Here is a 22,987-nt window from a genome sequence, read left to right as displayed (position 1 = left end):
GTAAACTTGCTGCAACTTTGATTACATTCATTTTGGAGAGCTCGATTAGAAACGAATTAACATTATTCTAATATATTTTGTTGGAAATCCAAATTCTATATGCGTCCTCTATTCTATCGATTTCTGACATAATCGTAAAAAAAGAGCGATGGAAAATTCTCCACGCTCACTTTTGACTGTCTATCACATCAAGTTACCACAAAATAGCAGTAAATTGTAGACGATTATTAATTGTTCACACATGATAGTTGCTTTTACCTACTTGAAATAGCCTATTTTATCATTTGCTCTCCATCATAAGTGGCTATTGTTTTATATAAATCAGGGCGTCTATCTCTAAAAATGCCCCACTCAATACGTTGAATTTCCAACTGATCCAAGTCAAATTCAGCTACAATAACCTCTTCGTTATCACGGCTCGATTCTGCTACTTTGTTCCCCTGAGGGCCTGCGATAAACGAGGATCCATAGAAAGTAATGCTAGAATCTTCGTCTTCCTCTACCCCGATACGATTGGACGCAACCACCGGAACAAGATTAGCTGCAGCATGTCCCAGCATACAAACTTGCCAATGGTCCTTTGAGTCAATCGTACTATCTTCTGGCTCAGATCCAATTGCAGTCGGATAAAATAGGATTTCTGCTCCCATTAAAGCCATGCATCTAGCAGCTTCCGGATACCATTGATCCCAGCAAACTCCTATGCCAATTTTCCCATATCGAGTATTCCAAACTTTAAATCCAGTGTCTCCCGGATTAAAGTAAAATTTTTCTTCATAGCCAGGTCCGTCTGGAATATGACTTTTTCTATATAATCCAAGCACCTCTCCCGTTGCATCAATAACAGCCAACGAATTGTAACGAGCATTATTTTTCTTTTCATAGAAGCTAATCGGCAAAACAACCTCAAGCTCTTTCGCAATTTGTCTAAAATGATTAACAGCTTTGTTTTGTTCTAATTCTGTTGCATATGCATAATAATCCGCTTTTTCTTTTTGACAAAAATACGGTGTTTCAAACAGTTCTTGCAGCTGAATAATTTGTGCTCCCTTGGCTGCAGCTTGTCTTACAAGCGACTCCGCTCTTTGGATATTTTCTTCCATATTATTAGAACAGCTCATTTGTGTAGCTGCTACCTTTACTTTTCTCATCATTCATTCCCTCATTTATCAACTAGATTTTTGCCATCTGTTGAGTCGTACAGTGAACATTGCCGCCCTCTTTTATGATGGACATTCCATTAATTTTGCGAATTTTTCGGTCAGGATAAACTGCTGCTAATGTTTGTTCTGCCACTTGATCCGTTTCTTCCGCAGTTCCGCCGAAGACAGGCAGAATAATTCCACCATTTACAAAATAAAAGTTTAAATAACTTAAAGTCAGTCTGCTGCCTTCAAACTCAGCCATCGGCGGCTGTTCAATCGGAATAATCTCCAGTTTTCTTCCTTTTGCATCGACAGTCTTTTTTAATATTTCAAGATTTTCTTGTGTAATCGCATAGTTTTCATCACTAGGATCGCCACATACTTGAATCAATACTTTTCCCGGTGCTGCAAAGCAAGCAAGATTATCGACATGGCCATCTGTTTCATCACCGCTTAAACCACGCTTCAGCCATATCACTTGTTCAATATTTAAGTATTGCTTTAAATAGCCCTCTATTTCCTTTTTGGTCATTTCATTATTACGGTTTGGGTTTAACAAACATTCTTCCGTTGTAATAACCGTCCCCTCTCCATCTACATGGATAGAGCCGCCTTCCATTATCAGTGGTGCATCAAATCGCTTTATACCATAATGATCCAAAATGCTTGGCGCCACTTGATCATCTAAATCCCAAGGAGCATACTTTCCTCCCCAAGCATTAAATTTCCAATTAACTCCGGCAACTTGTCCATCCTCATTCGTCAAAAAAGTTGGGCCATTATCACGAATCCAAGCATCATTATGGGCAATTGAAAGAAAATCAACATTTTCTTCTGAAAAATAACCTTTTACCTGTTCTACCTCATTAGGATTTACCACTACTGTAACAGGTTCAAACTCTGCAATCGCTTTTACCAGCTCGATATAATAACCATTCACTACCTGCTCATAATCCTCTGGGTAACACATAGAATCTTGCACTGGCCACGCAACAAAAGTACGCTCATGCTCCGTCCATTCTGCAGGCATTTTATAATGTAAATTTTTTGGAACCATCTATATACCTCTTTATTATTTATATTTAGAATAAACCATTTAAAACAAGAAAAAAAAAATCAATCTGTAAACCATTATCACATAATCGGGAAGGGAAATTCAATAGAATAATTTTGGTTAAGGAAAGGATGTAATCTGGAGTAAAATTTATCAAATACCCTATTCAGATAATAACCATTTTTCGCATTTTTTGTATAAAATTGTCTAAATGTTTCTCTTTATTCTATAAAAAGTAAGAGTATACTGTATTATACTAAATTTTTTTACAGCGAAAGGCAAACTTCTCGAAAGATTAGGACGCAAAGCAACAGATCTAAGGTGTTAAACTACGATGGCTGTGCTGCCTGAAATATTTTATATTTTGGGAGGTTAAACAAGGTAATGTTTAAATTTAAAGCTATCATTTGTTTTTTAAAAAGAAATCATAAATATAGTTATTATAACGATTATTGCGTTAGATGCGGCAAAAAGAAAAGGATAAAATAAGAGAGATAATCTTACTTATTTTTCATCTGAAATATTTTGCATTTCTAATTGACTGCTCTTTTGTTCTTATATAGTTTATGACTGAAGCTGCTAGAAAAAACTGATTGCCACTAACTCCAAAATCATGAAATTCTTAATCCCTTGGCTACTGAATGTTTCCATTTGTTTTGATTGAAAACTATCACTGCAAAAGAACATCATTCAAAATGTACTTTGTACCAAATCCAACATGATGCCCTCCCTCTATATTTCAAAAAGAGAATACATTTAAACATATCTATTTGATTTTCTTAGTTACTATATAAACCCCTTTTCATATGAAATCACAAAGAATTACTAGCCACTACTATATAAAACCATCCTTGTTATGAACAAATAGTATATACATAAACTATTTGTTACCAAAGCAGCTGTTATTAGAAATTTAATAGATCAAATGGTAACACTTTAAATAAAGGCTCTGTTAAACGATAATGTTGATTTTGGAAGGAAATTTGCGAGACTCCTGCGGATAAACGTACTGGAAAGACCCCGCAAGACGGGTACGAACGAGGAGACTTGCCAGTTCGTCCGCGGAAAGCGAGTGAATTTCCTGACCATTTATAAATCAACAATGAAATTTAACAGAGCCTAAATAAAAAATAGCTGCTCTCTGTATGACTGATTTAACTAAAGTTGGATCAGTCTTTTTATAGGTAAAAATTTGCAGACTTCATTTTGTTTATTTGAAAAAACAGAGGGAATAAAGATAATGTAACAAGCAATATTTAAATTTCAAGGAGGATGAAATAATATGACTAAAAGTATAATAGGCATTTATGAAACTCCCACAGAAACAATAGCAGCAATTCAACGATTAATGAATAAAGGATATGACTCGGGCGATTTATCTGTTATAACAAATAGAAGTGATACAGATTATTTAGAATCTCAAACTGGGACGAATGTAAGCCGTGGTAATGATGAATCTTTTTTCGAAAAATTAAAGGATTTTTTCACGATAGACGATCTTGGAATGGCGAGTAACAAATTATCCCACTTAGATGTTCCAGATAATGACTTGGATGAATATACAGAAAAATTAAATGCAGGAAAATTTTTGTTGGCAATGGATACAAAAGACTTAGACTGCATGGAAAAGGAAAGTGAACAAACAGGAGAAGCAACAATCGGCAAAAAAACCACCAATCAGAAAGTATATATAGATGCACCGGGGAAACACAATGATATTTATTTAGAAGGAAGTTCAGGGGATAAAGGAACAAAACTTCGATGACCCAGCAACAATATTCGGTGGATTTTATAGATGCTTTTAAATAAAGGCACTGTTAAATTTCATTGTTGCTTTTTGAATGGTCAGAGAATCTACTCTCTTTCCGCGGACGAACCGGTAAGCCTCCTCGCTCGTACCCGACTTTAGCCGGTTCCTGTAAAGACTGATTGAACTGAAGTTGGGTCAGTCTTTTTGTTTTGCGGCAATAAAAAAGCAAGAAACCTTAATTTAATAAAGTTTCTTGCTTGAGTTTTAGCACAATTAGATGCTATTTATAACATTACTAAAACTTGATTTACTCCAGTACGTTCCAGCACACGATACCCTTGACTTGCTTTTGTACCAATGCCTTTATTTACTGGAGAAAGTTCCATGTCTTGATACAAGATTTCTCTCCATTCAGCAGTCAAGTACTTTTGCTTCCATCGTAATTCTCCTCTTTCGGCCAAGAAAGCTAGCATTGCACTTGTGATCCCCAATATATAATTATCTTCACTATTTGCTATTCGTACTTTATTCTTTTGGGGTTTTTAGGGATCAGACAATAGAAAGCGAAAGAGCGTCTCACGCGGAAGGGAACTTGAAGGAAGCCAGCGATATTTTTGCCCATGCGGAAGGACAGCGTACCATTGCTTCTGAGGATCTTTCTAAATCAGGCACAAACAATTGGTCAAAACGCTCATGCTAAGGGTGCTCTTAACATTGCGAACGGGTTCACTTCGCATGTGGAGGGGGTAAACACAGTCTCTTCTGGCTTTTTTTCGCACACGGAGAGGCAATCGACAGATGCGAACCTTTTGGAAGGCGTTCATGTTATGGGAAAATTCGGTGCTGCAAATGAACTGCCCTATTCATGGTATTTAACAAATGGTACGGATGCATCTACGCCAAGTATTTCTGTTAAGATATTAAGCAATGGCAATGTTAAAATTGATGGAGCAGTCTCCACTCCAGCTGCAGATTATACTGAAATGTTTGAAACGACGGATGGAAAACCGATCCGATCGGTTTCTGCTACTTTCTTATGTTGGTTCATTCTGTAATTCTAAGGTGTCCTTTTTATGGTTGTTTAGTTTCCTCCAGCAGATCGATAAATTTCTTCGATCGTCTGCCCCTTCGCCCGAGCAAGAATCCCAATTCTTACCATAAGTTGTTTTTCCGAGTATTTCTTAATTTCAGAACTGTATTCCTTTCCTTTTTCTCCCTCCCCAATAACACCCTCTGCATTTAAGGAAATAGAAAGAGGTGTCAATTCCTCTAGCTTTTTAACCACCCTGTCAAAAAGATGAGGATGTTCACAAATCAAGCGCTGAAGAAGAAATGTTCCATAAGCAATATGCCTTGATTCATCTTTCTTTAAGTGGTCAATGCCCTCAAGAAGTCCAGGCATTTTACCGATCATTTGCAGTCCATCGTAAAATGATTTATATCCAGTTTCCGCCAAAACTCCTTCTGCAAACATATTGTACACAGTTGCCGCATCAGCTATTGCCTCGGGGGTTTGTTCATGCCAAAGCCGTTCCATTGTTTCGGGGAGAATTTCGTAAAATAACTTACGATAGGATTCAGAATGCAAATGGGTAAGATCGCCTTTTTCACCAATAGCATTTAACACCAGCCGAAAGAATTCAGTATGTTTAGCTTCATCGCATAAAAATGTAGTGAGGAACATCTCCTCTTCCAACCTACCTTCTCTCGCTACGACCCTAAGCAATGGGAGTAAGTCAAGAGTAACTGCTTCTTCCCCTCCCTGAAATTGAGCAAGAAGTTTCAGAATCCAGTCTTTTTGTTTAACAGATAGTGTTTTCCAGTCTTCTTGATCCTGTGAAAAATTGATATGCTGGGGATTCCAAATCCCAAACTTTTTTGCCTTTTGATATAGCTGGTACGGATATGAATCTTCCATTAAACCTTCGGAACTTGTCGTTAAGAGTTTCTTTCTCAAAAATATTCCTCCTTGGAATTATTATATCTACTAGTTTATGCAAAGAGGAGATGATACGTATGGACATATATTCTGGTTCGGAGCAAAATTAAAACAGTAGAATAAAGAACATGTATTCCTAAGAATTTTAAGATGCATTAAATATAGCTCCTAAAAATAACAAAGTCTAACCACTAAAATTCCTTTTCTTTTGGTCATACGAAAAAACCTCCTATATCGTTAGTAAGATAAGTCGATATACGGTGTAATTTCTTACATGACCGTTATACTGACCGTTTCACTAAACGATATAAGAGGTTGAATTAACGGGCTTTAAAACCCGATTTAAGGACGTCCCAGGAGAGATTCGAACTCCCGACCGACGGCTTAGAAGGCCGTTGCTCTATCCAGCTGAGCTACTGGGACATGTTTTTATTTCAAAAAAATGTTTATTCCTCATCAGGACAATATTTATTATATGTGTAACAAAAGTTAAAGTCAACAGTTTTTCATAACTTTTTTTCCTAACAAGGAAATTTTTATCAAAGTAAGAAAGTATTTTATATTTAGTTGGATGTCTAGCTACAGCGCCCTATCGACTTCAAAGCTTCCCTCAGCTTATTCCGTCAATAAGCAAGGACGCTTCAGCTTTTCTTCTTCCCTTGTTAGGAAAACATTTAGGCCGTTAGGATAATGGGAATTCCGTCGTTAAGTCAGTTAGCTTTCCGTTCGTAAAATCATATACTTCTGTTGTATATTTATTTTTTTCGATTGTTAAAATAACATAGGTCTTTTCCATTCTTCCTCTTGGCATTCGCAAGCTTCCTGGATTAATAAACAGAATATTATTGAGCATTTCCATTCCAAGAAAGTGAGAGTGCCCAAAACAAGCGATTTGTGCACCTACTTCTTTCGCTCGGTAGGAAAGGTTCGCAATGGAAGATTTTACTCCATATAGATGGCCATGTGTGACAAAAATCTTGGCACCATTTACTTCTTTCACAAGCTCATTTGGGTACTTTTCCTCGTAATCACAGTTCCCCCGAACCGTTTCATAGCCTTCCATCACTTTTTCACTAGCTGGAAGTTCAGAATCCCCGCAATGAAGAAATAGATCTACTTCTTCCTTGTGCCTTGTTTTTAATTTGCCTACTTCTTCTACAAAGCCATGACTATCACTCACAATAAGAACCTTCATCCTTCTCCCCTTCCTAAAAAACAGAATGCAGCTGTTCTTTTAACTTCTGTAATGCATTCGCACGGTGGCTGATTTTATTTTTCTTGTCAGCCGGCAATTCAGCCATTGCTTTTTCTTCTCCAACTACATAAAAAATCGGATCATAGCCAAAGCCGAATTCTCCTCGTTTCTCTTCTAATATAATCCCTTCACAAGTTCCAGTAAAGGTTAATGCTTCTTTTCCCGGGATGGCAACAGCTAAAGTACAGCAAAAACGCGCCGTTCTTTTGTCTGTCGGAACTCCTTCCAGTTCAGCTAGCACTTTAACCATGTTTGCTTCGTCATCTTTTTGTTCCCCTGCGTATCTTGCAGAATATACCCCTGGTTCCCCATTTAATGCATCCACCATTAATCCTGAATCATCGGAGATCACTGCTTTTCCAACTATTTTAGATACAGTTTCAGCTTTTAAAATCGCATTTTCTTCAAAAGTAGTTCCTGTTTCCTCTACATCTTCTATCTCTGGATAATCCAGCAGTGTTTTTACCGTATAGCCAAGTGGTGCAAACATTTGCTCAAATTCTTTTGCTTTGCCAGCATTTTTTGTTGCGATAATAATTTCTTTCATTGTATTCTCCTATTATGTATTTTATTTTTCATCTATTTTATTCTCGATTGTTTCACCAACTGCATCCCGCTGCAACTGAATAAGCTGCTGAATACCATCCTGTGCAACTTGTATTAAGCTTTGCAGCTGTGTATAAGAAAAAGTGGCTTCTTCACCCGTTCCTTGCAGTTCAACAAATTCATTTTCACTTGTCATAACGATATTCATATCCACTTCTGCCTGTGAATCTTCTTCATAATTTAAATCAAGCACTGCTTCTTTATTGCTTAGGATTCCGACGCTTGTTGCAGCCAAAAAAGCGGTTAGCGGATAGGCTGCTAATTTTTTATTCCTATAAAGCTTGTCCAACGCAATGGCCATCGCCACAAATGCACCCGTTATCGATGCAGTCCTTGTTCCGCCATCTGCTTGAATCACGTCGCAGTCGATCCACACTGTACGCTCCCCTATGGCTTCCAAATTCACTACTGCACGCAGTGCCCGTCCAATCAAGCGCTGTATCTCCATGGTTCTCCCCGTAATTTTACCTTTTGCTGCTTCCCGAATCGTCCGCTGTTCTGTCGCTCTTGGCAGCATACTGTACTCAGCTGTAATCCAGCCTTTTTTGCTTCCTCTCATAAATGGGGGAACTCTCTCTTCAATAGTTGCTGTACAAATTACTTTTGTATCTCCTACTGTAATCAAAACAGAGCCTTCTGGATGTTTTAAATAATTGGTTTCGATATGTATTGGCCTTAATTGAACGCTTTCCCGTCCGTCCTGTCTTATCACAAGTTTTCCTCCATTCTACTATAGACCAGCTGACTTCCTAAAGTTTTTATCTTTTGTCTAAGGCTTAAAATTCTTTCTATAGCCTTTCTCATAAAAGAAGAGGGCTGCATCCTATGCATACCCTTTTCTAGGCTTATTTATTATAGCAAACATTGTTTTTTAATAGCTACCTGTATTGACTTTTTGCGGTCGAGATACAGGCTCGGATATGCTTTTTCCTTCTTCATTTTGCAGGTCTTTTTTACCATCCACTTCCACAGCAACACTTTCAACGCCTTCTTGCTCGGTTAATGATAATACCAAAGAATTCAGTACATCATCGGAGACCGTTTTCACTTCATCTTTATAGCTGCTGTAGATGGACTCATTAAAGTTTAATGTCACTTTTCCATCTTCCACTGTTGGTGTATTAAGCAAAGCAACATCCGGCGCCATATCTGTGACCAATGGAGAATTTTTGTCAGGACCTTTTACCAGCTCCTCGACAGCTGCTGCAATATTATTGTCTTCTGTATTGCTTACCCGTTTTGTAACTGGCACATAATAATAGGAACCTGCCTCACCACCAATATAATAAACCGTTAATGGCTTTGTATTCGTTATATCCGCAACATCTGAAGTGTCCATATTAATGCCGACAGAACGTGTCAGTGCACCTTGAATCGGAGTCTTATCGACAGGCATTTCCGTTAATTCTTTCCCATTGATTTGCAGCTTCACTGAGTCGATGGAATCAAATTGGGTTAATGTCCAAGTTATAGACTGGAGAATTTTCGACTCTTCCTCCGCTTTATATTCTTTAAACTCTTTGGAAAAATCAACCGTCGCCACTTTATCTTTTATATTAACGCTGATTTTTGTATCTTGTGGAATCACTGCCCCAAATCCATTTGGCAGCATATCTGTCACTGGTCCATTCTTCACTAAATATTGCAGACTTTCAGTCGCAATGCTTTTTGTTTTTGGCAGATTGACCGTCTGTGGCACCACATAGCCATCTTTATCTACTAAATACAATTCAGTAGCAATACCGTTTTCAGCTGTTGCTTTTCCGCTTGTTTCTTTTGCCTTGCTCTCACTTTCCTTCGCCGCATTATCACTATATGTAACTTTCGGCGGATCATCATTTACTTTATTATTGTCCCCACCAAATAAACTACATCCAGAAAGCAGAATCGAGGAAATGCATACCGCTGAAACGATGACTGTTTTATTATACTTAGACATCATTAATCACTCCTAAGACAGTTTGTACTACTATGTATACGAGCTATTTTTTAAATTAGACCGTCTAAGAGAGAAAAATTTCTATTTTATCGAAATCGTGTATTTTCCGCATAAAAAAAACGAAGCATTTGCCTCGTCTTTTTATGTCAGTTTAATGGTCTCCACCATATCAATCTTCTGCTTTAGCCAGTTGGATGCAATCCTTGCAAAAATATCTTTTGATCCCGTCGTAAAAAATAGATGAGTTGTTTTATTTTTATAGGAAGCAAGTTGATTGTTATGGGACAAAATCGTACTTACCTCCCTAGCAGTTTCTGCACCAGAGCTGATTACTTTTACAGAAGGTCCCATTTCTTTGCGGATTACTTTTTCAAGCAAAGGATAATGGGTACAGCCTAAAATAAGTGTATCAATTTCTGTATTTTTTAATGGCTTTAATGTTTCGGCCACTATTTTTTTAGCAACAGCTCCACCGTATTCTCCACTTTCAACTAAAGGTACAAATTTTGGGCATGCAAGACTTTCTGTTTTCACTCGAAAGTTTATTTGCTTTAACGCTTTTTCATATGCTTTGCTTTTTACGGTTCCAATTGTCCCAATCATGCCGATATTATTATTCTTTGTCACTTTAATCGCAGTGCGGGCTCCTGGGACGATAACTCCAATAACTGGGATTGGCAGCTGTTCTTTTATTTCATCAAGTGCCACTGCTGTTGCCGTATTGCAGGCAATTACCAGCATTTTAATATTTCTTTGCAATAAAAATCTAGTCATTTCCCACGTAAATGACCTTACTTCTATACCCGTTCTAGGTCCATATGGACATCTTGCTGTATCGCCTAAATAAATAATATTTTCATACGGAAGCTGGCGCATAATTTCTTTTGCTACTGTCAGCCCGCCGACTCCAGAATCTATCACTCCAATTGCTCTTTCCAAAAAAACCGCCTCATTTTTCTCGCATTTCTTGATGCAACCGCATAAAAGTATCCTTTAATTGTTCTACTTCCTTTAAAGAATAATCCCCTAATACTTCTTCTAAGTAGCCTTGTCTTTTTTTAATTACTTCATCAATTAATCGTTTTCCTTCATCTAATAAATGGATGCGTACAACTCGACGATCATTCGGATCTTTCACACGCTGTACTAATACATTTTTCTCCATACGATCCACTAAATCCGTTGTCGTACTAAATGCAAGATACATTTTATTCGAAAGTTCGCCGATTGTCATATCTCCATCTTCAAACAGCCATTGCAAAGCAACAAACTGCGGCGGCGTTATCGTATAATTGCTTAAAATTTCTCGGCCTTTTTGCTTAATAATACCAGAAATATATCGCATATCTTTTTCAACTGTTGCAATCATATCAATATACTCTTTTGAGCTTTTTTCTTCTACATTCATCATTACATCTCCTACTATATCTCCAGATAAAATTATCCTATTTTTATATTTTTTCGCTTAACAAATACAATTATAAGCCACAAATCCTTCTTCGTAAATCAATAACAGAAAGGTCCAGCAGTCTGCTGTAAATTCGTTGAACAACTGTCAAAACCATGAAACATGAAAGCAAAATTTTCCTTCTATGTATGCAGCATTGTGCAATTGATTTTCTGCATCCACCATTACAGAATAATACCAGATAAAGTAAACTTCCATCAGTGGGGGTTTTTCCTCATTCCCCACTGATGGTTAGTTGCACTTATCGGACCTTTACGGGCGAGTTTCAACACCTAGCTTCCTCGATTTCTCGGCATCTTGAAGCAGGGGTCTTACTGCCCGTTAAGAGCGGGATAAAATTAATACCATATTTCGCCAAAGAAAAACCATATTCACTTTCCACTAAATCCAGTTCACATACGATTAGTGTAAGCAAACAAACACTGTTTATCCTTTCTTCCTTCTATTATGTATCACTTTATCACATAAAAAAAACCTCTTATATCGAGTAGCGAGGTTAATTTATGTGCTGCTATTCAATCAAATAGATTTTTCCAATACTGCTGTTTTAACTGGAAAACCATTTGGATTTGTTACCATTTCTTCTTTCACGACAACATAACCCAATGATGTATATAAACGTATATTGTTTTCCAAGGACATTCTAACCCTGCATTCCATTTTCATTTTACCGTTTTTTCCTGCGTAATCTTCTATCCATTTCAACATTACTTTTCCTATACCCTTCCCACGTGCAGATGGCGGAACGGACACTCTTGAAAAATAGACTGTTTTTTCTTTTAAGCTAAACCGCAAAGATCCAACAGGCTTTCCATTAACATAACTAAGGATAAATCGTTCCTTTCCCTCTTTAAACGAATTCTCCAATATATCAACCGATTCATTAGCAGCACTTGACGGCACCTCAAGAAAACGATATTCTTCAAACGCATCCCGCATTAGCTGGTGTGCAGTAACAATATCCTCTTCCGTTCCTAATCTAATTTCTACTTGCACAAAAATCTCCTCCAAACACCATCATTTTATAAATTTGGTAATATTTATACATATATACCTATTAGAATAGCATGTTTACAACTAGAAGGAAGAGTTTTTTATCTCAAACAGTAATTTGGATATTTATGTATAACACCAAATGGATATGATAAAGTGATCCTTCCATCAGTGGGGATTTTGTTCATCCCCACTGATGGTTAGTTGAACTTATCGGATCTTTACGGGCAGTTATCTCCCACCTAGCTTCCTCGATTTCTCAGCATCCCCGAGGTGGGGGTTTTACTGCCCGTTAAGAGTGGGATAAAAAATGAGCGATCAAAATGAATGTAAATAAGAAACAAATAATTATAGAATTAAAATACCATGACACTTATGTAGAAGAGGAAAAAGGGATTTATGGCGGAAACATCGAGTAAGGAGAAAACACTTATGAAAAAACATTGTTATGAAGATATGACTTATCATGCAAATTTCACGTGTGATTTGCATAATGACCCATACGTTTGTCCCGACAAACTTATACTTTTTAATGAAAAAGAAAAGGATTACGGCTTAATCATTCATGATGGAGGTTCTTCCAGTATAGAAATTACCTTCTGTCCATGGTGTGGTGCAAGATTATAGCTTTAATGGGGAGGAATATTAGTTCCCATAAAGAAAAGAAACTTTCCTTTTTTGCAATTTTTTGAAATGAACAACTTTTACTCAATAAGAGATAAGACGCATAATCTATCATGCGCCTTTCCACAGATCAGAGATCTCCAATGGTGAAAAGCACTCTTTCGATGGACATATCACAGTTTTTGAAAATGATTTCTGGATGTGAAAAAAGCTATATAAATCTTGTACCTAAACAGGTATACGGAACAGACGTTTAAAATTAAGCATTCCCAAAATTCATCAATTAACGACTATTCGGACCAATTTATATGTAAAAGAAGATGATTCAACACAAGGTGCTGAACTCCAAGACAAAGTTTGTTTGTTTTGGACTTCTCCTCTAATTGAATCATCTTCTTGGATTAAAGCTTTAGCTCTCCCATTCTAAGAAGCTCTACAACAGCCTGTGAACGCCCCTTAACGCCCAGCTTTTGCATCGCGTTGGAAATATGATTTCGAACTGTTTTTTCGCTTATGAATAAATCACTTGCTATTTCTTTCGTTGTTTTGTCTTGCACTAACAGTTCAAACACTTCTCTTTCTCTTTTTGTTAATAATGGCTTGTGAGTAAATTCGTTCTCCTTCAAATAGTATAACCCTCCTTGCCTACGCTAGCTATGAACTTTGGGATGGGTATTATCATAGTCTGAATATATTATGTAGGGAGAAGCCTTGGAGTGACTACATTTGAAGAAATTTGGACAGCTTTTTTCATTTTTCTTTTCATAGGATGGTATACAGTTAGTCTATGTAAATAAACCACCACCCCTTGATACAAGGTACTTATTTACTTTTACAGTTATATTATATGGTGAATCCTTTTCTAAGGTTTCTAATTATTCTACAGAATTAAGCGCTCTGTATATCTGTTCTAATTTCTCTTTTTCTTATGAACTCTTGTCCTCATAAGAAAAACACCGCCTGAATCGTATAAGAGAAATACGATTCAGGCGGTGTTCTTTCGCTATATGAATTTTATGTGGTACTATTTTTCCTTATTTTATATCCGCCGAAATGGTCCACTGCTGACGATCCAATTCTGGTTTTGAATCATTCAGCGTTAAGATTCCTTCTTCCGATACTTCGAGTGCCTTGCCATGATGAACGGAAGTAATTCTAACGGTTCCGTTATCATTTTTCGTTACAATCCAGCGTTGATTGTTATAGCCAAGATAGTTGTACAGCTGTATTTTATTTTGCGCTGTATCCAGATCAAGCGCCTTTCCTCCCTCTGTACGAATGGAATAAGATCCATATTCATCGCCTGTTGGAATCAATATCCAGTTCGTAGCTCGGGCTGCTTCAACTACTGTTACAGGCTCTCCGTTCTGGGATTTCGCAGTATAAAGTGCTTTGCCTGTTGATTTATTGATAAAACTTGTTGCAGTCAGGTCCGCTTCTGTTCTATTGCTGACCATAACATTCTGATAGGAAGCTAGCCCGCCGAATACATTTAATCCAAAATGGCCTTCCGCAAAGGTTCCATCCTGTAAATCCATTAGTTTCTGTCCATCCACATAAATTAGGATGTGAGGGCCGTTCGCTTCGATCTTCACTTTATAGGTCTTGCCCGGTTTAATAAAGGCAGGTACATTACCAATTACCATTCGATCTTCGAAACGGCCGTCCATCTTGTAGAAAAGACGAAAAGCCTTCATATTGGGATCAAGGTTGAAGTAATAACCACTTCTTCCATCTTCGCTTGCCCGAAACAGAATCGAACCCGCACCTCCAGATTGTCCCAGCATCATATCAGCTTCATACGTAAAGTTCCCTGCAGTTTCCTTTGCCATATAGTTTGCATCACTTGTATGCGTACCGCGGATTCCATTTTCAGTAATCGTCCACTTAGAAGCGGAAAGATCCGATTTCCATCCGGTCAAATTAGTATGGAATTCACCATCATACACTCTTACAATAACACTCGTAGAAGCCTTACCATTAGGTAAAGCTGCTGTAATAACAGCTTCACCTCTGCTTCCCGCTTTAAGCACTGCTTTGGAGTTATCTGAGGAGTCGATCTTCACGACACTCGAATTGCTCGATTTCCATTTAATCGGCTCCGTTCCTTTCCCTTTGCCATTCGCTACTGAAGCAAACAAAGTCAGAGCATCTTCTACATTCAACTCTCGATCACTTGTGTCCATTACAATTCTTGTATTTTCATTTGTGTCCCGATCCCAAGTATTCGCAAGAGAATGTACTTTTAATGATACAACATGCACATCTCCGCCCTTCGTGTAGAAGTTCATACTGCGGCTTGAAGGATCCGGGAAAATAACATTAGAGAAAACGGCTTCCCCATCGTTTCCAAATACTTCAATGGACGAATCATCTACAAATATATTTATTTTGATGCGTTTATTTTCCGGTTTTAAAGGAGCTTCATGGAAAGTAGAAAATAAGCTGGAGAAGTCTGTCTCCCCAGAGTCATCACGATCTACAAACAATTTATTTTCTGCAGTTTTATATCCAACAACTGTCTTTTCTTCTACACCTTCACGAACATGAAAGCCAAATTCGGTTATTTTACTGTCAGAAAGAATTTCCATCTCCGCTTCTATTTCAAAAGCTCCTGAAGAGATTCCCTTCAATAGGTTTGACGCCTTTTCAGGATTCACTGTCTTGTTCTCCGTTTGGAAAATGGTACTGCGAATGGACTGCAGTTCCTTAATCGGAGCTTGTGCAAGTCTCACACCTTCCTCCGTTTTTACCAGTCTTACTTCTCTCGGAATAGTCAACTCGCCCTTCCAGCCTGCAGTTGGAAATGCGAATGGATAATCCCAGTTGGACATCCATGCCATCATTACGCGGCGGTTATCTTGCATGTTTGCGAAGGACATAGATGCATAAAATTCTTTCCCATTATCTGTTCTTAACACTTCCCCAGCTTTATTATCATTGATAAATTTACCATCCGCTGTTAGCTGCCCTACAAAATATTCAGCATCGGATCCTTGTGTTTTCGGATTGGCTCCTGTACTAATCATCAGCACCCATCTTTTTTCTTTCGTTCCGTTTACCTTAAGTTCAAAGAGATCAGGGCATTCCCATACACCCCCGCGAACATAATCTCCGTAGCCAAAATTATCCGTAAGCTTCCAATCTAATAAGTTAGTGGACGTAAAGAAGCGAATATGGTCTCCTCCAGATACAACCATGACCCATCGATTGTTTGCTTCATCTCGGACCACTTTTGGATCCCGAAAATCCCAGCCGCCTGGTTCTTCTCCATTCTTGCCCGGATTCTCAATAACAATAGGTCGTTCAGTCGAATACTCCCAAGTACGACCCTGATCCGTACTGTAAGCAAGACCAATTCGCTGATTCCCATTTGTTCCATCTGGATTAAAAGAAGTATAGTACGCAATTAGCCCTTTTCCATCTGAATTTGTAAATAAACCAGAAACATTGTTAAGATCCGCTACAGCAGATCCGGACCATACATGACCGTGATCATTCCATGGCAACGCAATAGGAAGTCGCTTCCAATTCACCATATCTTTACTAACCGCATGAGCCCAAGTCCCTCCATCCTGATGGAACAAATGATACTCTCCTTCGTAATAAACCATTCCATTCGGATCACTTACAGAACCGCGAGCCGGAGTATAATGATAATCTGGTCTATATTTTTCTGTGTAATAGCTTGAGGCTGGAACAAGATAAACATCTTGGAAGTAAGCAATGCCTGATGTTACAGTAAATCCGGCAAATCCCGTGCTGTAGCTGCTATCCGATACCTTTACAGCTGGCTCTGAATATCCGTCGACATATACTTCTATTTGATTGCTGTTTGTTATAACTTCAAGATGATGTTTGGAACCTACTTGAGTTTTGTATGTGCGGTCGGAAGTTTTAAGAACGGTGCCGTCCGCCTTTTTCAATTGCGCTCTAACTGAATTTCCTTTTTTAATCAGTGCAGCCTGATAACCAGTTGATCCTTGTTCATTTGTACGGAATGCCAATGCTGCTTCCGACGTATGTTGATCAAAGGAAATATTTCCTTCCAGTACAAAGTCGTTTGCATTTTTATTATAGGTTTGCTGTGCTTTTCCCCCTTCAACAGCAGTTCCTTTCAGTCCTTTGATTGATGGTTCCCAGTTTCCCGCTTTATAGCTGGATGTACCCATATTAGTTGCAAGATCGCTAACTTTTACATTCTGAAACAATGCTGTTCCATCCCATACGTTAAGACCAAGCAACCCCTTCTCATATGTAGAATCATTCACATCCATAATAGGGGCATATTGATTTCCCCAGTAAACTTTCATGTTGTCCCCTACCACCTTCACCTTCAGATGATAGATTCCTCCCTCTTTCAATGCAACTTGGCGTTCCACTTTTAATTTACTGTCATCACGGGCATCTTTAAGACGAATGATTCCAGCGTTTGGAACAAGTTGCAGCATGTAAGATCCCCAGCCATCTTCATTAGAACGGAATACTAAAGTAGCGTCCGCATTTTTGTCTATTACTTTCACATCTGCTTCATAAATAAAGTTCTCTGAAGTAACACTTGATATCGCCATAACATTTTCTTTCGGTTCCGATGTAAGCAAAAGTCCTTCTTCTGTGTCTTCTAACGTTCCTTTCCCCTTAATTTTCCAGTCAATTAAATTAGTAGATATTTTGGATACGCTTTCAAAAATAGCCGATCCCTCCCTTGTTTGTGTGATTTCCGATACATCCGCAGGTTTTGTCCGTCCTTTCACAGGATTAACAAGAATCGCTCCCATGGAGGCAGCGATAAGGACTGTTGACAATAATATGGAGATCCATTTTTTCGAATTTGATTTCATCATTTGCCCTCTCTTCTAAAATAGTTTTATTCAACAATGACATCAGCAAACTTCCTAGATAGAAGGAGATTGAAGGATTTTCTCACGAGCTATCATCCTTAATCAATCGTCTTTATTCTTACACTCATTCCTTTTTGCTTGAACTGCTTAAGCATTGCTAACGATTTTCACATTCCTCCTGTAGTTCAAGCAAGGGGTGTAAAATATAATGACCGATATGATCTATTGCTGCTGCATCTCCAATTACGTCAAGGAACAAAAGAAAGGGCTTCCATTTTTTCTTTTTTGCTTGCTGCTCTTACAATTTAACAAAGCAATCAAAATACGTCAATACTTTTGTAAAAATATTTTTGTTCTTTTGCAATCATTTAATTGTTCATAATTTCTATATTATGTTTATTTTTTTCACAATATGTATATCCGGTATTAATCTACATTTATTTAAAACCCCAAAAACCCTACTTTATTATTCAATAATATATATGTTATTTTATTTAAGAAACAACTTTTTATATTTTTACATATGCACAATTAGTTGTTTTTTTGTAAACCCACCTTCCGTTGCTATTTTTTACAAACTATTATACATTTGATATAGGAAAATATTGTGTATAAGGAAATCATTACATATTGAAGAATATGAATAGCAAGGGTGAATTACATAGATGGCGAAGGATAAAATAACCATTCAAGATATTGCCGATGCGCTCGGAATCTCAAGAAATACTGCTTCCAAAGCATTAAATGGAAATAGTAATATCCCGGAGGAAACACGAAACAAGGTTATCAAAAAAGCAATTGAGCTAAAATATAAACAGTTTTCCCTTATGGATAGCAGTACGATCCTCAGCAAGAATGCAGGAAATATTGCACTATTAACAGCAAACCTGCCTAATACATCTCATTTTGGTTCAGAGTTGATAAGTGGACTTGAGAAGCAAATTAGCTCGCAGGGTTATAATCTATCCTTTCATATCATAAGAGAAGTAGACCAAGAATCTTTAACTTTGCCGAACAATTTCAACGTTGCAAAAGTAGACGGGATTATTTGCATTGAATTATTTGATATCAACTATAGTAACCTTATTACAAGTCTTGGTATCCCTACCATCTTTGTGGATTGTGCTGCAGACATTTGTTTTCCCGAATTTAAAGCGGACGTGCTCTTAATGGAAAATCGGCACAGCACCTTTCTGCTTACGAAAAAACTAATAGAAAAGGGATATTCTAGTTTTGGATTTATCGGAGACTATAATCATTGTCTTAGTTTTAACGAGAGGTGGATTGGCTTTAATCGCGCTTTAATAGAGGCTGGCATCTCACTTGATCTTTCTCAATGTATTGTGGATGATGATTTTCTTTTCTTCAGACCTGTACCTGGCTGGATGGAAGATCGGCTTCAGAAGTTTACGGCACTTCCTTCAGCTTTTGTCTGTGCCAATGATTTTATTGCGGTTAACTTTATGAAAGCCCTGAAAAACCTGAACTTCTCTATCCCTAAAGATGTCGCCATTTGCGGCTTCGATGACGGGCCGGAATCAAATATTGTTGAACCTCGTTTAACAACCGTTCATATTTACAGTAATGAGATGGGGATCAAAGCAGCAGAAATGCTATTATCCAGAATAAATAATCCGGCTCAGCCATACCAAATTTCTCATATTTTCACAGAACCAATCATTCGAGATTCTACGCCGATGATTCAATAATTCAAATAATAATAATAATAAACTACTCCTTCCTTATTCAAGGTGGGAATATCCCCTCAATAAAGACAATTATTATTAATAAAAACAACTCTTGTTTTTGATGCATATTCATACAGAGCACGTCACGATTCTCATTAACATAAGAGAATTGTGACGTGCTCTTTACTTTAGGATATCCTAATATGGTTAAGTTGAAAAATAAATGTATCTATAATAGCTTTCGTGTATAACACATCATGACTACCTCTAATGCCACTATCTAAAGCACCAATTATCCCCATTGATCACGATCTAAAACGTATATTAAAAGAGACTCGTGCTACGCTCAAAAACAAATTCGAAATGGCTGATGACCAAGCAATTATAGCAATGGTAGAAAATGAACTAGGTGCAAGCATTATTCCTGAATTAGTTCTACAAGGCATGCCGCATAAAGTTAACACCCTTAGACTAGAGCCTGAACAACATCGATTTATCGGCATTGCTGCACCATCTTTAAAAGAAATTTCTCCTGCAGCTAAAAAATTTATTGAATATATAAAAAAAATGCTGTTTGAGTCAAACTATATAAGTTGATCAAAAGATTTTCAAAATCATGTTGATTGGTGACACCAATTATGCGGAAGATTCATTTACATATAAGGATTTGCACTTGTTAAGAGAGATATACTACACGTAGAAATACATGTAGCATTAGGCTAACTCTTGTTCAATGCATAAAATATATTGTTCACAATGGAATACTTTAATGTTAAGTCTGGGCTTTTATTCTAATTCATTTATACTTGTACACTATGTTTAGTTGGAGAAGAATGAACCTTTTTCCCTCCAAGAAAATAATTACTGCATAACGCTAATAGAATAAAACTTAAGCTAGAAAAAACTACTCCAGACCAGTTAAAATGCCTCCATAGAATTCCTGGAAGCCATGCACCTAAACTGCCTCCCAAGTAAAAGAAACATTGATATAAAGAAGTCGCAGCTCCTTTTGAATGGGTGACCACATCCGTAATATATGCAGTCGCAGATGATTGAGAACAAAATTGCCCTAGAGTTAATATAGAAGCACCAATAATAAGCGTATACGGAGAAGGAATTAAGGTAATAAGTATTCCGACTGCTCCTACAAGATGTCCGCAAGCGATTGTTCCTCTTCTGCCATATTTATTTGATACCATCCCCGTTATAATCGATGAAACAATTCCCCATATATAAGTAAGATATAGAAGCGATGTTTGTGCGACAGAATAATGAAAAGGAGCTTGACTCGCATAAAAAGGCAAATAATTAAAAAAACCTACAAAAGAGAAAAAATGAGAAAATCCAATAAAAAAAACGGAAAGTAACGGTAAATTTTTAAAATGATCTTTAAAATCCTGCTTGCCTGTTTTTACTTGTTGAGTGGAATCTGATAAGTAAAAATAGATTAATAAACTGATGGAAACCGTCATTATCGTTGTCACGAGAAAGAACGCTGCCCAATTAAAGTACCCTACAATAAATCCACATAATATTCTTCCTAGAAGCCCTCCTGCTAGCGTTGCACTAACATAGGTTGCTAGAACCATCCCTTTTTTCTTTTTGGGAAATTCTTCTGAAGCATACGTCATTAAAATAGTGGTGACACCCGTAATTAAAGTTCCTTGAAAAAATCGAAATACAAGAAGCCAGAAAAACGAATGGGTAAAAAATAAGGCTGCACTTGGAATAATCAGAATAACATTTGATAGTAATACCACTTTTTTCCGATCCCATTTATCAGAAAAAACAGCTAAAAATAAGGATGATAAAACGATGCCAAATATCGTTAAAGATATAGATAAACTAGCTGTTGACATGGATACACCAAAATCTTTCATGAATATTGGAAGAATTGGCTGTGGACCATAAATAATAATGAAAGCATTTGTGACAGATAGAAATATAATGAACAATCTCACGAAAAAGAACTCCTTTTTTATTTATAAAGTAAACTTCCATCAATGGGGGTTTTCTTCATCCCCCACTGATGGTTAGTTGCACTTATCGGACCTTTACGGGCAGTTATCCCCCTCCTATCTTCCTCGATTTCTCGGTATCTTGAGGCGGGTCTTAATGCCCGTTAAGAGTGGGATAAATTTATCAATTAGCTATTTATTAAAATATTTTTCCTATCTTCAATTTTGCCATAAAGTGATCCTTCTATCAGTGGGGATTTTTTTCATCCCCCACTGATGGTTAGTTAAACTTATCGGATCTTTACGGGCAGTTATCCCCCACCTAGCTTCTTCGGTTTCTCAGCATCCCCGAGGTGGGGGTTTTACTGCCAGTTAAGAGTGGGATAAAGTAATCTAACATCGAAAATCGCTTTAGCAGTTGGCTCGTTTGATCTCCTTTTGGAAAAGTTTGGTTTAAAAATAGAGACGAAAGCAGAATAAACATACCAGTCAATTAAATTTCCAATCGAGCTTTAAAAATATTACCTGCGATTCTCCTCGTTTTCTTCCTTTCAATAGAAATTGTCATTCTTCATTTTCCCTATAAAAAATTGTTTTCATCTATATTTTCCATTTTGATCGTATCAAAAATTGTTTTATAATAAAAATATCTAAAAGATATCACATATATACATAAATATATATAATTAAGAGGTGTTTTTAGTTGGATATTAAGCAGCTTACTTATTTCCTTGGTATCGTAGAAGAAGGAAATATAACTAGAGCATCAAAAAAGTTGCATATAGCTCAACCTCATCTTAGTAAGCAATTAAAGCTTCTGGAAGCTGAGTTAGGTGTAAAATTAATGGAGAGAAGCACTAGAAAAATTCAAATGACGGATGCTGGTAAATTGCTGCAAAATCGTGCTAAACAAATAGTAGAACTAATGGATGTAACAATGAAAGAGCTAAAAGATTTTGATGAAGGAATTAAAGGTACATTATCCATTGGAGCGATAGCATCTGCGGGGGCGCTTTTACCGGAACGAATATACCGATATCATCAAAAATATCCAGATGTTAATTTCAATATCCGTGAGTGTCATACTCATGAGATATTAGACCTGTTAAATAATGGTATAGTAGAGATTGGGATTATTCGGACCCCTTTTAATTCAGAAGTTTATGAATCCATCTTATTGCCATTTGAACCAATGGTTGCAGCAACTTGTACAAACATCTTTTCAGAAGAACAGGAAGAATCCATTAGTCTAAATGCATTAGAAAACAAACCTTTATTAATACACAGCAGGTATGAAACAATGATAATAGAGGCGTGCCATCAGGCAGGATTCAATCCGAAGATACTTGGGAAAATAGACGATACTAAAACCATATTATTATGGGCTTCTAAAGGAATGGGTATAGCAATTGTCCCCAAAGATTTAATTGGGATAATCCCAAATATTAATTTGAAACATAAAAAAATTAATGAACCCTCTTTAATCACGAGAACTGCGGTAATATGGAAAAAAGAGCAATATCTTTCTTCCGTTACTAAACATTTTTTAGAAAACTTTGAATTATAGACATAAACTTTAATGGACCACATTATATAAGGCTGTTTTCTCAAAGTTTGTTGTTTTATACATAAAAAAATGGTTGAAGAGTACTTAGCAGACTGCATACTCTTAGACTCCTGTGGGAATGCGAGTTTAAAAGCAACATTCTATACGAAAACAGCCTTAT

Annotated in this window: 19 protein-coding genes, 1 tRNA gene, 2 pseudogenes and 1 riboswitch; of the genes and pseudogenes, 6 read left to right on the top strand and 16 right to left on the bottom strand. The window is 37.1% G+C overall.

Going from position 1 to position 22,987, the window contains the following annotated elements; genetic code table 11:
• Positions 1–272: 272 nt before the first annotated feature.
• The gene (aguB, locus tag ACTYBU_RS10850; protein ID WP_445489620.1) at positions 273–1,151 is read right to left on the bottom strand and encodes an N-carbamoylputrescine amidase; all 879 of its coding nucleotides are present in this window, start codon (positions 1,149–1,151) and stop codon (positions 273–275) included.
• A 22-nt stretch (positions 1,152–1,173) separates the two neighbouring features.
• Positions 1,174–2,202, bottom strand: a complete 1,029-nt coding sequence (locus tag ACTYBU_RS10845) for an agmatine deiminase family protein (RefSeq protein ID WP_445489618.1) — start codon at positions 2,200–2,202, stop codon at positions 1,174–1,176.
• Positions 2,203–2,466: 264 nt separating this feature from the next.
• Positions 2,467–2,550: riboswitch (cyclic di-GMP riboswitch) on the top strand.
• Positions 2,551–3,481: 931 nt separating this feature from the next.
• Here ACTYBU_RS10845 and ACTYBU_RS10840 point away from each other — a divergent pair.
• Entirely contained in the window at positions 3,482–3,964 is a 483-nt protein-coding gene (locus ACTYBU_RS10840) for a general stress protein (RefSeq protein ID WP_445489616.1), read from the top strand.
• Between the two features lie 269 nt (positions 3,965–4,233).
• Here the strand turns inward: ACTYBU_RS10840 and ACTYBU_RS10835 are convergent.
• A pseudogene (locus tag ACTYBU_RS10835) lies at positions 4,234–4,473 on the bottom strand (hypothetical protein); the annotation flags it as partial.
• Positions 4,474–4,758: 285 nt separating this feature from the next.
• Here ACTYBU_RS10835 and ACTYBU_RS10830 point away from each other — a divergent pair.
• Positions 4,759–5,004: a hypothetical protein gene (locus ACTYBU_RS10830; protein WP_445489614.1), complete on the top strand. Its 246-nt coding sequence runs from the start codon at positions 4,759–4,761 to the stop codon at positions 5,002–5,004.
• Positions 5,005–5,030: 26 nt separating this feature from the next.
• Here the strand turns inward: ACTYBU_RS10830 and ACTYBU_RS10825 are convergent, their stop codons facing one another.
• The 9 genes from ACTYBU_RS10825 to ACTYBU_RS10785 form a co-directional block, all read right to left on the bottom strand.
• A complete protein-coding gene (locus ACTYBU_RS10825; protein ID WP_445489612.1) occupies positions 5,031–5,906 on the bottom strand; it encodes a R2-like ligand-binding oxidase in 876 nt (291 codons plus the stop codon).
• Positions 5,907–6,237: 331 nt separating this feature from the next.
• Positions 6,238–6,311: transfer RNA gene (locus ACTYBU_RS10820), tRNA-Arg, on the bottom strand.
• Positions 6,312–6,570: 259 nt separating this feature from the next.
• A complete protein-coding gene (locus tag ACTYBU_RS10815) occupies positions 6,571–7,083 on the bottom strand; it encodes a metallophosphoesterase family protein (protein WP_445489611.1) in 513 nt (170 codons plus the stop codon).
• Between the two features lie 13 nt (positions 7,084–7,096).
• Complete coding sequence (locus tag ACTYBU_RS10810; RefSeq protein WP_445489609.1) at positions 7,097–7,690, bottom strand: XTP/dITP diphosphatase; 594 nt, start codon at positions 7,688–7,690, stop codon at positions 7,097–7,099.
• 21 nt (positions 7,691–7,711) lie between these two features.
• Positions 7,712–8,458 (bottom strand): ribonuclease PH, encoded by a 747-nt coding sequence (gene rph, locus ACTYBU_RS10805; RefSeq protein WP_445489696.1) that lies wholly within the window; start codon positions 8,456–8,458, stop codon positions 7,712–7,714.
• Between the two features lie 162 nt (positions 8,459–8,620).
• Positions 8,621–9,688 carry a GerMN domain-containing protein gene (locus tag ACTYBU_RS10800; protein ID WP_445489607.1) on the bottom strand — a complete coding sequence of 356 codons (1,068 nt, stop codon included), beginning with the start codon at positions 9,686–9,688 and terminating at the stop codon, positions 8,621–8,623.
• 141 nt (positions 9,689–9,829) lie between these two features.
• Complete coding sequence (gene racE / locus ACTYBU_RS10795; RefSeq protein WP_445489605.1) at positions 9,830–10,627, bottom strand: glutamate racemase; 798 nt, start codon at positions 10,625–10,627, stop codon at positions 9,830–9,832.
• Between the two features lie 10 nt (positions 10,628–10,637).
• A complete protein-coding gene (locus ACTYBU_RS10790) occupies positions 10,638–11,096 on the bottom strand; it encodes a MarR family winged helix-turn-helix transcriptional regulator (RefSeq protein WP_445489604.1) in 459 nt (152 codons plus the stop codon).
• A 579-nt stretch (positions 11,097–11,675) separates the two neighbouring features.
• The gene (locus ACTYBU_RS10785) at positions 11,676–12,152 is read right to left on the bottom strand and encodes a GNAT family N-acetyltransferase (RefSeq protein ID WP_445489602.1); all 477 of its coding nucleotides are present in this window, start codon (positions 12,150–12,152) and stop codon (positions 11,676–11,678) included.
• 429 nt (positions 12,153–12,581) lie between these two features.
• On the opposite strand from ACTYBU_RS10785, the gene ACTYBU_RS10780 reads away from it, so the two are divergent.
• The gene (locus ACTYBU_RS10780; RefSeq protein WP_445489601.1) at positions 12,582–12,776 is read left to right on the top strand and encodes a DUF6980 family protein; all 195 of its coding nucleotides are present in this window, start codon (positions 12,582–12,584) and stop codon (positions 12,774–12,776) included.
• 398 nt (positions 12,777–13,174) lie between these two features.
• Here ACTYBU_RS10780 and ACTYBU_RS10775 read toward each other — a convergent pair whose 3' ends face one another.
• On the bottom strand, positions 13,175–13,399 hold the full coding sequence (locus ACTYBU_RS10775; protein ID WP_101175759.1) for a helix-turn-helix domain-containing protein: 225 nt from the start codon (positions 13,397–13,399) through the stop codon (positions 13,175–13,177).
• Positions 13,400–13,807: 408 nt separating this feature from the next.
• Positions 13,808–17,614 carry a GH32 C-terminal domain-containing protein gene (locus ACTYBU_RS10770; protein WP_445489598.1) on the bottom strand — a complete coding sequence of 1,269 codons (3,807 nt, stop codon included), beginning with the start codon at positions 17,612–17,614 and terminating at the stop codon, positions 13,808–13,810.
• A 665-nt stretch (positions 17,615–18,279) separates the two neighbouring features.
• Between ACTYBU_RS10770 and ACTYBU_RS10765 the strand changes: the two genes are divergently transcribed.
• Positions 18,280–19,323 carry a LacI family DNA-binding transcriptional regulator gene (locus ACTYBU_RS10765; RefSeq protein WP_445489596.1) on the top strand — a complete coding sequence of 348 codons (1,044 nt, stop codon included), beginning with the start codon at positions 18,280–18,282 and terminating at the stop codon, positions 19,321–19,323.
• A 197-nt stretch (positions 19,324–19,520) separates the two neighbouring features.
• On the opposite strand, the pseudogene ACTYBU_RS10760 reads toward ACTYBU_RS10765, so the two are convergent.
• A pseudogene (locus ACTYBU_RS10760) lies at positions 19,521–19,607 on the bottom strand (DUF554 family protein); the annotation flags it as partial.
• On the opposite strand from ACTYBU_RS10760, the gene ACTYBU_RS10755 reads away from it, so the two are divergent.
• Positions 19,573–19,899 (top strand): LysR family transcriptional regulator substrate-binding protein, encoded by a 327-nt coding sequence (locus ACTYBU_RS10755; protein WP_445489594.1) that lies wholly within the window; start codon positions 19,573–19,575, stop codon positions 19,897–19,899. The pseudogene ACTYBU_RS10760 and the gene ACTYBU_RS10755 sit on opposite strands and share 35 nt — an antisense overlap.
• Before the next feature lie 203 nt (positions 19,900–20,102).
• Here ACTYBU_RS10755 and ACTYBU_RS10750 read toward each other — a convergent pair whose 3' ends face one another.
• Entirely contained in the window at positions 20,103–21,263 is a 1,161-nt protein-coding gene (locus ACTYBU_RS10750; protein ID WP_445489592.1) for an MFS transporter, read from the bottom strand.
• A gap of 700 nt (positions 21,264–21,963) precedes the next feature.
• On the opposite strand from ACTYBU_RS10750, the gene ACTYBU_RS10745 reads away from it, so the two are divergent.
• A complete protein-coding gene (locus ACTYBU_RS10745) occupies positions 21,964–22,827 on the top strand; it encodes a LysR family transcriptional regulator (RefSeq protein ID WP_445489590.1) in 864 nt (287 codons plus the stop codon).
• Positions 22,828–22,987 lie beyond the last annotated feature (160 nt).

Source organism: Niallia sp. 03133 (assembly GCF_052663225.1).
The sequence above is the reverse complement of the archived record's forward strand: the minus strand, read 5'-3'. Positions and strand labels throughout refer to the sequence as shown.

Excerpts from the sequence above, each read along its gene's own strand:
- ACTYBU_RS10765 (WP_445489596.1), top strand. The coding sequence starts at position 18,280 with ATGGCGAAGGATAAAATAACCATTCAAGATATTGCCGATGCGCTCGGA.
- ACTYBU_RS10780 (WP_445489601.1), top strand. The coding sequence starts at position 12,582 with ATGAAAAAACATTGTTATGAAGATATGACTTATCATGCAAATTTCACG.
- ACTYBU_RS10800 (WP_445489607.1), bottom strand. The coding sequence starts at position 9,688 with ATGTCTAAGTATAATAAAACAGTCATCGTTTCAGCGGTATGCATTTCC.
- ACTYBU_RS10815 (WP_445489611.1), bottom strand. The coding sequence starts at position 7,083 with ATGAAGGTTCTTATTGTGAGTGATAGTCATGGCTTTGTAGAAGAAGTA.
- ACTYBU_RS10755 (WP_445489594.1), top strand. The coding sequence starts at position 19,573 with ATGCCACTATCTAAAGCACCAATTATCCCCATTGATCACGATCTAAAA.
- ACTYBU_RS10790 (WP_445489604.1), bottom strand. The coding sequence starts at position 11,096 with ATGAATGTAGAAGAAAAAAGCTCAAAAGAGTATATTGATATGATTGCA.
- ACTYBU_RS10770 (WP_445489598.1), bottom strand. The coding sequence starts at position 17,614 with ATGAAATCAAATTCGAAAAAATGGATCTCCATATTATTGTCAACAGTC.
- ACTYBU_RS10845 (WP_445489618.1), bottom strand. The coding sequence starts at position 2,202 with ATGGTTCCAAAAAATTTACATTATAAAATGCCTGCAGAATGGACGGAG.
- ACTYBU_RS10840 (WP_445489616.1), top strand. The coding sequence starts at position 3,482 with ATGACTAAAAGTATAATAGGCATTTATGAAACTCCCACAGAAACAATA.
- aguB (WP_445489620.1), bottom strand. The coding sequence starts at position 1,151 with ATGAGAAAAGTAAAGGTAGCAGCTACACAAATGAGCTGTTCTAATAAT.
- ACTYBU_RS10810 (WP_445489609.1), bottom strand. The coding sequence starts at position 7,690 with ATGAAAGAAATTATTATCGCAACAAAAAATGCTGGCAAAGCAAAAGAA.